The organism is Pseudomonas sp. PAMC25584 (assembly GCF_058135675.1).
The window spans coordinates 2,811,293-2,823,465 of record NZ_CM176870.1 but is presented as its reverse complement, the minus strand read 5'-3'; the positions used below and the strand labels follow the sequence as shown (position 1 = coordinate 2,823,465).

The 12,173-nt window shown below is 62.5% G+C and carries 8 protein-coding genes; 1 reads left to right on the top strand and 7 read right to left on the bottom strand.

Annotation, left to right across the window (positions count from 1 at the left end; translation table 11 throughout):
- Positions 1–6: 6 nt before the first annotated feature.
- Positions 7–1,047, bottom strand: a complete 1,041-nt coding sequence (locus tag ACS5Q8_RS13005) for a WD40/YVTN/BNR-like repeat-containing protein (protein WP_465160362.1) — start codon at positions 1,045–1,047, stop codon at positions 7–9.
- 310 nt (positions 1,048–1,357) lie between these two features.
- On the opposite strand from ACS5Q8_RS13005, the gene ACS5Q8_RS13000 reads away from it, so the two are divergent.
- The gene (locus tag ACS5Q8_RS13000) at positions 1,358–2,473 is read left to right on the top strand and encodes a Gfo/Idh/MocA family protein (protein ID WP_465160280.1); all 1,116 of its coding nucleotides are present in this window, start codon (positions 1,358–1,360) and stop codon (positions 2,471–2,473) included.
- A 54-nt stretch (positions 2,474–2,527) separates the two neighbouring features.
- Here the strand turns inward: ACS5Q8_RS13000 and ACS5Q8_RS12995 are convergent, their stop codons facing one another.
- The 6 genes from ACS5Q8_RS12995 to ACS5Q8_RS12970 all read right to left on the bottom strand — a co-directional run bounded on the left by ACS5Q8_RS12995 (position 2,528) and on the right by ACS5Q8_RS12970 (position 12,127).
- Positions 2,528–4,231 (bottom strand): AMP-binding protein, encoded by a 1,704-nt coding sequence (locus ACS5Q8_RS12995; protein WP_247408137.1) that lies wholly within the window; start codon positions 4,229–4,231, stop codon positions 2,528–2,530.
- A 31-nt stretch (positions 4,232–4,262) separates the two neighbouring features.
- Complete coding sequence (locus ACS5Q8_RS12990) at positions 4,263–5,561, bottom strand: acetyl-CoA C-acetyltransferase (protein WP_276197834.1); 1,299 nt, start codon at positions 5,559–5,561, stop codon at positions 4,263–4,265.
- Positions 5,558–6,448, bottom strand: a complete 891-nt coding sequence (locus ACS5Q8_RS12985) for a MaoC/PaaZ C-terminal domain-containing protein (RefSeq protein WP_276197833.1) — start codon at positions 6,446–6,448, stop codon at positions 5,558–5,560. Before ACS5Q8_RS12985 ends, ACS5Q8_RS12990 begins: the two co-directional genes overlap by 4 nt.
- Positions 6,449–6,451: 3 nt before the next feature.
- Positions 6,452–7,795 carry a 3-oxoacyl-ACP reductase gene (locus ACS5Q8_RS12980; protein ID WP_276197832.1) on the bottom strand — a complete coding sequence of 448 codons (1,344 nt, stop codon included), beginning with the start codon at positions 7,793–7,795 and terminating at the stop codon, positions 6,452–6,454.
- A gap of 71 nt (positions 7,796–7,866) precedes the next feature.
- The gene (locus ACS5Q8_RS12975; protein ID WP_465160279.1) at positions 7,867–10,392 is read right to left on the bottom strand and encodes an acyl-CoA dehydrogenase; all 2,526 of its coding nucleotides are present in this window, start codon (positions 10,390–10,392) and stop codon (positions 7,867–7,869) included.
- Positions 10,393–10,672: 280 nt separating this feature from the next.
- Complete coding sequence (locus tag ACS5Q8_RS12970; protein WP_276197830.1) at positions 10,673–12,127, bottom strand: outer membrane protein transport protein; 1,455 nt, start codon at positions 12,125–12,127, stop codon at positions 10,673–10,675.
- Positions 12,128–12,173 lie beyond the last annotated feature (46 nt).

Genomic DNA, 12,173 nt, shown 5'->3' with positions numbered 1-12,173 from the left:
GCCTTCTTATTGTTTTGTGGGTTCGGCGCCGGTTGGCGTAGCAACACGAACACCACCCTGCCCGACCAGAACCAAGTTGCCATTGCCCGACGCCGTCACCGCCGAGAGTGAAATACGGTCCGGGCGATTGAACACGCTGAAGGTCTGGCCGTCGTCATGGCTGACCACCACGCTGCCGCCGTTGCCAACCACCACCAGCGCGCCGTCAGCGAGCAAGGTCGCCCCGGACAAGCCGAACTCCAGGGCGCCGCGCGCCGCCTTCAGTTCGACCTGCTCCCAGGTGCTGCCGAAATCCGTGGAGCGGTAGAGGTTGCCGCGCAAGCCGTAGGCCAACAGGGTGTGCGGTTGGGCGGTGGCGATCACGCCGAACAGCGAGCCCTTGTAGGGGCCTTCGAGTTTTTCCCAGGTCTGGCCGTCGTCGCTGGAGCGGAACATGCTGCCCTGCTCGCCGACGATAAACAGGCCGGCGTCCTTGATAGAGGCGATGGCGTTGAGGTGGAACTGGTCTTCGTTGTCGAGGCGGTCGCTGACGTCCTCCCAGGTTTTACCGCCGTCGGTGGTTTCGATCAGCGCCCCGTAGGCGCCGACGGCGAGGCCGTGGTGGGCGTCGTTGAACCACACGTCGAGCAACGGCGCTTCGCGCTTGAGGTCCTGGTATTGCTGGGTCCAAGTGGCGCCGCCGTCGGTGCTGGCCAGGATCTGCGCATCGTGGCCGACGGCCCAACCTTGCTGGTCATCGACAAAAAACACCGCCGTGAGCAACTGGCGGGTGGGGACTTTGGCTTGGGTCCAGGTGCTGCCCTGGTCATCGGAATAGAGGATATGCCCGCGATCACCGACCGCCACCAGACGCGAGCCTGCGTGGACTACGTCGATCATCAGGCCTTTGGCAGCCTTGGGGGATTCAATCGCCAACACCGGCTGTAAGGGGGTATCGCTGGCTGCCAGCACGAGTGCCGGCAACGCGGCACCTGCAAACAGCGAGAGCGCTGTGGCCAGCAACGCAACCCTGCGTGCGGCGCGTGGGCGGCAAACAACCCAACCCATGACAGGCTCACTCATAGACCTTTCTCCCATTTATTATTGTTAGGTCGTCTTACCTTCCCGGGCTCTGAAACCTGCAATCTAGAGCGCCTAGAGGAAGCAGGGGCCATCCTATCGGGGTTTCGAATCGTCTGACAATCGACGCTACGTTATCTTTTGTTAACTGGCGGCTTTTGGCCATGCGCTGAATGTAACCACATCAACCGCAATGATGCGGGCGCAGGAATGAATTATTTTTTCCACATCTTGAATTATTTGAATTTATATTCCATTAATAGCCTCCCTGAAAACAATAATCCAAAGGACCACGGCGATGCGCGAACTCGGAATCGGCCTGATCGGCACTGGCTTCATGGGCCGTGCCCATGCCTTGGCGTTCAATAACGCCCGCACGGTATTTGAACTGCCGGTCAGCCTCAAACTGGCCGCCCTGGCCGATGCCGACACCGAACGCGCCCAGCGCTGCGCCAACGCCTGGGGGTTTGCCCAGGCCCATGGCGACTGGCACGCACTGGTCAACGACCCCACGGTCGATGTGGTGGCGATCACCACGCCGAACCATTTGCACTACCCCATGGCCATGGCCGCGATCGCTGCCGGCAAGGCGGTGTACTGCGAAAAACCCCTGGCCGTCAGCCTGGAGCAGGCCGACGCGATGCGCCGTGCGGCCAGTGCGGCGGGTGTGGTGACGCGAGTCGGCTACAACTACCAGCACAACCCGATGATCGGGTGGGCAAAGCAGATCATCGCCAACGGCGAACTGGGCGAAATCATCAGTTTCCAGGGCGAGTTCAGCGAAGACTTCATGGCCGACCCGGCCTCACCCTGGTCGTGGCGCTGTGAAGTGGAACACGCCGGAGGCGCCCTGGCGGACCTGGGCAGTCACTTGCTGTCGATGGCACGCTATCTGGTGGGCGATGTGGTCAGCGTGTGTGCCGATACGCAGACCGTGCATGCCCTGCGCCCCGCAGTCAAAGGCGGCGACACACTCAAATCCATCGCCGTGGATGACCAGGTGCACGCCCTGTTGCGCTTCGCCAACGGCGCGCGCGGCACGGTGAGCAGCAGTTGGCTCAAGCACGGCTACAAGAACCACCTGGGTTTTGAGATCAGCGGGACTCAAGGCACGTTGGCCTTCGATCAGGAGCGTTTGAATGAACTGCGCCTGTGCCGCAAGGGCCAGGACGGTTTCCAACGCTTGCTGGCCGGCCCCGCCCTGCCCGGCTACGCGGCATTCAGCCCGGCCGCCGGTCATCAGTTGGGCTACAACGAATTGAAGACGCTGGAAGTGCAGGAGTTGATCATGGCCGTGACCGGCCAAGGTGCGGACGGCAGCGACTTCGAGGCGGCGTGGGCGGTGGAGCGGCTGGCGACGGCGATTCGGGTGGCGGCTCGGGAACAACGCTGGGTCAACATCAACGCGGTCTGAAAATGTGGGAGGGGGCTTGCCCCCTCCCACATTTAGATCACCTACAGATTCAAATTAGCGCAGCGCGCGGCGCAGCACCTTGCCCACCGTGGTCTTGGGCAGCTCTGTACTGCGAAACTCCACAAACTTGGGCACCTTGTACCCCGTCAGGTATTCCCGGCAATGGGCGAGGAGCTGCTCCTGCGTCAGGTTCGGGTCCTTGCGCACCACGATGATCTTCACCCGCTCGCCGGTCACGCCATCTTCCACCCCGATCGCCGCCACTTCAGCGACGCCCGGATGCAGCGCCACCACGTCTTCGATTTCATTGGGGTACACATTGAAGCCCGAGACCAGGATCAGGTCCTTCTTGCGGTCGACCAGGCGGATATAGCCGCGCGCATCCATCACCCCAATATCACCGGTCGACAGCCAGCCCTCGGCATCCAGCACCTCGGCGGTTTCCTTGGGCCGCTTCCAGTAGCCTTGCATCACCTGCGGGCCGCGCACTTGCAGTTCGCCCTGCTCGCCAAGCGCGGCCAACTGGCCGTCTTCCCGCATAAAACGCACCCAGGTCGATGGCAAGGGCACGCCGATGCTGCCGGTGAATTCCATCTCGCGCATGCGTGAAATATCGATGGGGCTGATGCTCACCACCGGCGAGCATTCGGTCAGCCCGTAGCCTTCGATGATCGGCAGCCCGGTGACTGCCTTCCAGCGCTTGGCCACCGCCGTGTGCGTGGCCATGCCGCCGGCGATCACCATGCGCAGGGCGGAAAAGTCCCGCGCACAAAACTCCTGGTTCTCCAGCAGGCCGTTAAACAGCGTGTTGACCCCGGCAATCCCGTTAAAGCGCTCCTTGCGCAGGATCATCTGCACGCGTTTCACGTCCCGCGGGTTGGCGATCAGGATGTTGCGCCCGCCCAGGCACATGAACATCAGGCAGTTCACCGTCAGGGAAAAGATGTGATACAGCGGCAGCAAGGTGACGTTGGTTTCCTGCTGATCCTGGTCCAATTGGTTGCCGACCCAGGCCTTGGCCTGCAGCAGGTTGGCGATGATATTGCGATGGCTGAGCATCACGCCCTTGGCGTCACCCGTGGTGCCGCCGGTGTATTGCAGGAAGGCCAGGTCGTCGAGGTGCATGTCCACCGGAAAATGGTTCAGTGCCCGTCCTTGTTTCAGCGCCTGATTGAACCGCACCGACCCGCGCAGGTTGAACCTGGGCACCTGCTTCTGCACGCGGCGCAGGATGAAGTTCATCGCCGCGCCCTTGAAGGTGCCGAGCAAGTCGCCGATGGCCGCCACCACCACGCGCTTGACGCTGCTGCCGGGGATGACTTTTTCCAGGGTGTGCGCGAAGTTCTCGAAGATCACCACGGTCTCGGCGCCGCTGTCCTTGAGCAAATGCTTGAGCTCATGGGCGGTGTACAGCGGGTTGACGTTGACCACCACCGCACCGGCCAGGATCGTGCCCAGCAGGCAGATCGGGTACTGCAAGCAGTTGGGCATCATCAGCGCCACGCGGTCGCCCGTCTTCACGCCCTGGCCCTGCAGCCAGGCGGCAAACGCGACACCTTGCACCTGCCAGTCGGCGTAGGTCATTTCAGTGCCGATGCTGACGTAGGCGACCCGCTCGCGGAATTTTTCCAGGTGCTCCAGGAACACCTCGCGCAGCGACGGGTAGTCCTCGATAGCGGCATCGATGTCCGCCGGGACGCCGGGCAAGTAAGCGTTCAACCACACCCGTTCAGTGTGTTCCAGGCTGATAGCGTTCATGGCAGTCTCCTTGTTGTTGTTTTTGATAGCGCTACTTTTCGACGATGGCGGTAATGCCCAGCCCGCCCGCCGCACAGATCGAAATCAGGCCGCGACCGCCGCCGCGCTCGTGAATGGCCTTGGCCAACGCCGCTAATTGCCGGCCGCCAGTGGCGGCGAAAGGATGACCGCAGCCCAGGGAGCCACCGTTGACGTTCATCTTCGCGCGGTCGATGACGCCCAGCGGTGCGTCCAGCCCCAGCCGTTCGCGGCAGTAGTCGGCGTCTTCCCAGGCCTTGAGTGTGCAGAGCACCTGGGCGGCGAACGCTTCGTGAATCTCGAAGAAATCGAAGTCGGCCAAGCCCAGGCCTTCGCGCTTGAGCATGCGTGGCACGGCGTAGGCCGGGGCCATCAGCAGGCCTTCGCTGCCGTCGACAAAATTCACCGCCGCCGTCTCGCCAGTGCGCAGGTAGGCCAATACCGGCCAGCCGTGTTCGGCGGCCCACGCCTCGCTGGCGAGCAACACCACCGAGGCGCCATCGGTCAGGGGCGTGGAATTGCCCGCCGTGAGCGTGCCATGTTGCCGATCGTAAGCCGGGGCCAGGCCGGCGAGTTTTTCCAGGCCGGTGTCGGCGCGCAGGTTGTTATCCCGCGCCAGGCCGCGATGGGGGCTGATCAGGTCGTCGAAGAAGCCGCGCCGGTAGGCCGCGTCCAGGCGTTGGTGGCTGGTGAGGGTCAATTCATCCTGGGCCAGGCGCTTGATCTGCCAGCGCTTGGCCATTTCTTCGCAGTGCTCGCCCATGGACAGGCCGGTGCGCGGCTCGCCATTGCGCGGCAGCAGCGGCTTGAAGAACATCGACGGACGCACCTTCAGCAGCGCCTTGACCTTGTCGCCCAGGGCCTTGGCGCGATTGGCCGCGAGCAAGGTGTGACGCAGTGCTTCATTGATGCCGATGGGCGCGTCGGACGTGGTGTCGGCGCCGCCGGCGATGCCCACCTCGATCTGACCCAGGGCGATTTTATTCGCCACCAGCAAGGCCGCTTCCAGGCCGGTGCCGCAGGCTTGTTGCAGGTCGTAGGCCGGGGTTTGCGCGGACAGCGTGGTCGATAACAGCGACTCACGCGCCAGGTTGAAATCCCGCGCGTGCTTGATCACCGCGCCAGCGGCAAACTCGCCCAGGCGCTGGCCGTGCAGGTTGTAGCGGTCGACCAGGCCTTGCAGCGCCGCCACCAGCAAATCCTGATTGCTGTCGTGGGCATACACCGTGTTGGAACGGGCAAACGGAATACGGTTGCCGCCGATGATCGCCACACGGCGAGTCGGGGCCGGGTTGAAGCTGTAGTCACTCATTTAAGGCTCTCATTCCAGATGAACAACCCGCGCATATGGGGTCTATCCCCGGCAACATTGCGCACTTCAAATTCACGGCGCGGGCCGGTTACCGGGCGATTCCACAGGGCAACCTGGCCGGGCAGGAAGATCGGCAGCTTGAAGTCGCAATGGGCTTCGGCCTGGTCCAGGCCACCGGGTGGCTGCTGGGCGGCCAACGCGCGGCCCAGGGTCCACATGCCATGGGCGATGGCGCGGCGAAAGCCAAACAGTTTCGCGCCGATCAACGAGGTGTGGATCGGGTTGAAATCCCCCGAAACAGCGGCAAAACGCCGCCCCAAATCGGCTGGCAGCACCCAGCGCTGGGTGCGCAGCAGGCCCTCTTGCTGTAACGGCAGTCCGTCATTCCAAGGCTCCCCCAAGGGATTTTTAATCTCCCGGCGCAGGTACAGGCTGTCGCTTTCCCACACCAGGGTGCCGGCACTGTAGGCGCGGGTCGCGATGCTCAAGGCCTGCCCTTTGGGGTGGGCGACCCAGCGCTCGCAAAACACTTCCAGGCGCAGGGCCTGGCCTTCGTGCAAGCGCTGCTGCTGACGAATACGGTTGGCCAGGTGGACCATGCCGCTGGCCGGGTATGGGAAGCTCGGCCGGGTCAGCAACATCAGGTGCAACGGGAACGCCAGCACATGGGGATAGGACAGCGGCACGCCCTGCTCACGCCGGAAACCACAGGCGCGGCCATAGGTGGCGATGTCGGCGGCCGACAACGCCACCGCCGAACGTACCAGGCGCGCCTTGGGCAACTCAGGCGCGCCGTCGAGCTTGGGTTTGCGCAAGGCGCGCACGCTGTCCAGCAGCAACTCGATGCGCGACGGCGGCGGGTCGATGATCTGCGTCAAGTAGTCCATGATTCAAGCTCCCAGCAGGCTTTGGCCGCACACGCGCACGACTTGGCCGTTGACGCCGCCGGACGCCGGGTGAGCCAGCCAGGCGATGGTTTCGGCCACGTCGGTCGGCTGGCCGCCCTGGGACAGCGAATTCATGCGCCGCCCCGCTTCGCGGATCAACAGCGGGATCTTTGCGGTCATCTGGGTTTCGATAAACCCGGGCGCCACCGCATTCACCGTGACCTGTTGCGCCGCCGCTAGCGGTGCCAGGCCATGGACCAGGCCGATAACCCCGGCCTTGGACGTGGCGTAGTTGCTTTGCCCAAGGTTGCCGGCGATGCCGGAAATCGACGACACACACACGATCCGCCCACCGGGGTTCAAGCCCTGGCCTTCCAGCAGCGCGTTACTCAGTTGCAACGGCGCTTCCAGGTTGACCGCCAACACACTGCGCCAGGCCACTTCGGTCATCTTGGCGATGGTCTTGTCGCGGGTGATCCCGGCGTTATGTACCACCACGTCGAAGGCGCCATATTGGCTGACATGCGCCTGCAACAGCGACACCGCCTCCGCTGCGGTGATGTCCAGCGCCAGCGCGGAGCCAGCAACACTGGCGGCGGCCTGCTGCAGCGCGTTCTGCGCCTGAGGCACGTCCACGCACACGACATGCGCGCCGTCCCGCGCCAACACCTGGGCAATCGCCAAGCCGATACCACGGGAAGCGCCGGTGACCAGGGCGCGTCGACCGGCGAAGGGCTTGTCCCAGTTGACCGCCACCGGGCCGTCCACCGGCTTTTCCAGGCGCACCACCTGCCCCGACACATAGGCCGAACGGCGCGACAGAAAGAAGCGCAGACTGCTGTCCAAGGCGTCTTCGGCCCCCGGCGCGACGTAGATCAATTGCACGGTGATCGCCCGGCGCAGTTCCTTGGCCAACGAACGCACCAAGCCTTCAAGGGCGCGCTGGGCGATGGCCTGGGGCAAATCCTTGCAGTGTTCCGGGGCGGTGCCGAGCACCACCACGCGGCCATGCTGGGCGAGGCGCTTAGCGTTGGCGTGGAAAAATACGTAGAGCTCATCGAGCTGCTGCAGGTCGACTACGCCGGTGGCATCGAACACCGCCCCCTGCACCTTGACCGTGGACGGCGCCTTGAGGGTCGCCGCCGTGGCGGCGACCGTGTCGGTGGCGCTGAAAATCTGTTGCACTTGCGCAGTCAGGCGCCCTGCCCCAGCGACGATCACCGGGTTGGCCAGGCCTTGCTGGCCACTGCGATGGCGTTGCAGCGGCAACGGTTGCGGCAGGCCGATGGCCTGGGCCAGGCGTCGGCCCCAGGGGGAATTGACGAACGAAAGGTAGCTGTCACTCATATAAACATCCACTCTCAATACGGTATCGGCATGAGCGCCCGAGCCATCTGGGCGCGTTCATTCAGTGCCACTCAATTGACCGAAGCATTCTCGCCCTGGCTGGTACGACGCTTGGTGGACGGTTCCAACACGTGCTTACGTTGCTGCAACGCCTCCAGCAGGCCGAAGTCCTGCGGGAAGTCGTCGACCTGGATGGCATGGTCGGCATATTCCACATAGCGCGCGAGCAAGGCGTCTTCATCGCTGCTGATCAAGTCCAGCGCCCGCGCCTTGACGCGCCAGGCGGCAAAGGCCGTGGCGGCGATCGGCATCGGTTCAAGCAAGCCCTGCTTGACCGCAGGCTTGAGCCGCGCATCGATCAGCTCCACCTGCGGCACCAGGCGGAAAGCCAATTCGCCGTAGGCCAGCTTGTCGATTTCCGGACGTGGGATGTAGGAATTGGCCAGCAAGCGCTCACGGGTTTCGCCGGGGGTCTGCACCACATCCGCCACCTGAGCCAGCAGCCGATCCGAGGGTTTGCGCAACGGGATGCCAAACGGAAAACTCAAGCCGCGCACCAGCGCTGCCGCGGCTTTCGACGGATAGTTATCGAGTGTTTCGGCGAGGGCTTCATGGGCGCGCAGCAACGCATCCTGGGCCGACCAATGCACCAGCGGCAAATCCGCCTGCGGCCGGCCGTCATCTTCAAAGCGCTTGAGCACGCAGGACAGGATGTACAACTGCGACAGAATATCGCCCAGACGCCCGGTGATACTTTCCTTGCGCTTGAGCGCACCGCCGAGCACGCCCATGGAAACATCCGAGATCAACGCCAGCACCACCGACAGCCGATTGGCCTGGCGATAGTAGGACGCCAACGCAGGGTCGGTCTTGACCGGGGCGCCAATCAAGCGCCCGCCGGTCAACGCATGCACCGCTGCGCGTATGGTGTTGGCCAGGACAAAGCTCACATGGCCGAACATCGCACGGTCGAACGCCTCCAGCGCCTTGCGCCGGTCGGGGTTGCGCGCGGCCTCCATCTCGCGGAACACATAGGGATGACAACGAATCAGGCCCTGGCCAAAGATGATCAGGCAGCGCGTCATGATGTTCGCGCCTTCCACCGTGATCGCAATCGGGCTTTGTTGATAAGCACGGGCCAGGAAGTTATTCGGGCCCATACAGATGCCCTTGCCCGCGACGATATCCATGCCGTCGTTGACGATCATCCGCGCACGTTCGGTGACGTGGTACTTGGCGATGGCGGAAATCACCGAGGGTTTTTCCCCCGCATCCAGGGACGCCACCGACACCTTGCGCACCGCATCGCAGGCATACAAATGCCCGGCCATGCGCGCCAACGGCGCCTGCACGCCCTCGAACTTGCCGATGGGCAGGCCGAACTGTTTGCGCATCGCCGCATAGGCACTGGTGCCGCGTACCGCGACCTTGCCCAGGCCGACGTTGGCCGATGGCAGGGAAATCGCCCGGCCGGCCGCCAGGCATTCCATCAACATGCGCCAGCCGTTGCCGACTTGTTCGCGGCCACCGATCACCCACTCCAGGGGAATGAACACATCCTTGCCGGTGGTGGGACCGTTCTGAAACACCGCGTTGAGCGGCCAGTGACGGCGACCGCTGTTGACGCCGGGATGGGACGTCGGGATCAGCGCACAGGTGATCCCCAGCGAGCCGGGCTGCCCGAGCAAGCCATCCGGGTCTTCGGCGCGAAACGCCAGGCCGAGCACCGTGGCAATCGGCCCAAGGGTGATGTAGCGCTTGTCCCAGGTCACCTTGAAACCCAGCACTTCCTCGCCTTCGTGCAGACCTTTGCAGACGATGCCCAGGTCTGGAATCGCCCCGGCGTCGGAACCGGCATACGGGCTGGTCAGCGCGAAACACGGGATGTCTTCGCCACGCGCCAGGCGCGGCAGGTAGTAATTGCGCTGGGCATCGGTGCCGTAATGCAGCAGCAGTTCCGCCGGGCCCAGGGAGTTGGGCACCATCACCGAAATCGCTGCCGCCGAGCAGCGTGTCGACAGCTTCATCACCACTTGCGAATGCGCGTAGTGAGAGAAGCCTTTGCCGCCGTACTGCTTGGGAATGATCATGCCGAGGAAACCGGCGTCCTTGGTGTACTGCCAGCCTGCGGGGGACATGTCTTGCCAGACCTGGGTGGTTTCCCAGTCGTTGGCGATGTCGCACAGGGTTTCGACTTCATTGTCGAGGAACGCTTGTTCCTCGACGCTGAGGCTGGCCGGCGCGGCTTGCAGCAAGCGTTGCCAGTCGGGTTTGCCGCTGAACAGCTCGGCGTCCCACCACACGGTGCCAGACTCAATGGCCGCGCGCTCAGTGTCGGACATCGCCGGCATAATTGTACGAAACAGGCTCAGAGCCTTGTTGGTCAACAGGCTGCGACGCAGCGGTTTGACTGTCATCAACAACGCGGGCAACACCACCAACAGCGCCACGACGGTGGTGCCGAAAACGGCGACCACGTTGAACAGGTAGCCGGCCGCCAGCCAGGCCAGGCCGGCGCCCAGCCAGTGGATAGCGGCGGCTTGTCGATACGCCAGGGCAATCGCGGCTGCGAAACCCACCAATAACCAGATCATCATGGGGATACCTCTACTCGATTCAGGGTGTGGCAAACGCTTGTGCAGATCGATATGAACTGCGGCGTAGGGCCACACTAGAAACTTGGAAAGCTAAATTAAAATTTAGTTTTGAAATTTTTATTTAATGCTTAGACGAAACAATCAGCGGCTGAATGACTCAGCCGCCACGGTCGGCAGGTGAAAAAATCGGCCCCGCTTGCGTGCGCCCAGTGATGAACAGAAACTCAGGATGCGGGCACCCGGATGCGCCAGGTGCCCTCTCCTTAGTCCCTCAACTGCGTCAGAACTTGTACGTCGCGGACAGGCTGACCACATCACCGGACGACTCCGCCTTGCCATCAAGGCTTGCGCCCCCCAGGCGATCGACATTCTTGGTTTTCAGATTGACCTCCTGCACGAACTGGTGGGAATAGGCAACATCAACACTCAAACCTTTAACCTGCTTGACCTCGTACCCGGCCCCCAGCGACAGGAATGTACGATCACCGTCCGGGATCCGTGGGTCACGGGTTGAGTTGCGAGTCGGCGTCTGGTCAAGCGCCACCCCCGCACGCAATGTCAGCTCGTCAGTGACACGGTAGTCACCCCCGAGGGAGTACATCCAACTGTTTTTGTAGTTATAGGGAATCGACACAATGGTCATGTCACCGGACTTCAGCGTCAGGTCCTTGAACGACGACCATTCGGTCCAGGTCACGCTCGCCCCCATCGTGAAGCGATCGTTGAACTGGTGCACCCAGTCCAAGCCAGCAGTGGCTGGGATGTCCAACTGAGTACTGGCATGGGCACCGTCAGGTTGCAGTTCCAACCCAGGGTATGCCGTATTGACCAGCGTGCCGCTGCCGCCAAACGGGCTCGGTTGGGTCATCAGGTTGTAGGAGAACTTATCGGCATAAATGTTGTATTTGCCGGTCATCTTGTTCTTGATTTTGGCGTGGTAGTTCAAGCCCAGCGTATCTTGATCCGTCGGCTTCCATACGACACCGGTAAACCAGCCGACCGAAACGTTATCGACCTTGACGCGCATCAACGCAGTACCGACATCCGATGGGAAATTGATGCCGCCAAGCACCGAGTTGGAAACGGCCGCGGCGGACAACAAGTCGATGTTCTGGCTGACAAAGCCCTTGCTGTGTTGCACGATCAGGCCGCCACCGATAGCGAACTGGTCGTTGACTTTGAACGACAGGGAGCCCGTCAGGCCTATGGTTTCAATCTTGGTATCAACAGCGAAGTCACGCAGCTTGGAGTCTTCATCCCAAGTGGAACGCATGCCTTGCGGCACGACTTGGCTCAAGCCGAAAGCAAACCGATCACCCAGGGGCATTACCATGAAACCGGTCGGCAACCAGGCCGTAAACCCACCTTCGCCGCCGTCGTTGTTATTGACGGTGGTGGCCGTGGAATCGGGGAAACCATTTGCGTCCAACGGGGTACTGGAAATCGGATTACCCGCATAGTCGGAAGCAGTGCCTTTGTATTTGATCTTGATGCGCGCGTAATCAACCGTCATCTGCGCGACATTCTGGTCAACAAACGCCATGGCCGCCGGGTTGTTATAGGCAGAACTTGGATCGTTCTTAAATAGCGAGCCACCGGCAAACGCCCTGCCCCAGCCTGGCGCGCCATACGTCGGTGTGGAGAAGCCCCCGGCCTGCACCGGGGCGGCAACTATCACCCCTCCGATTAACGCCAACCCCAGCAAAACCCGCATCTGTTGTTTTTTATTATTCATACGGCACTCCTTATTGTTATTTCACTGAACCGGCGCCGGCCGGTTC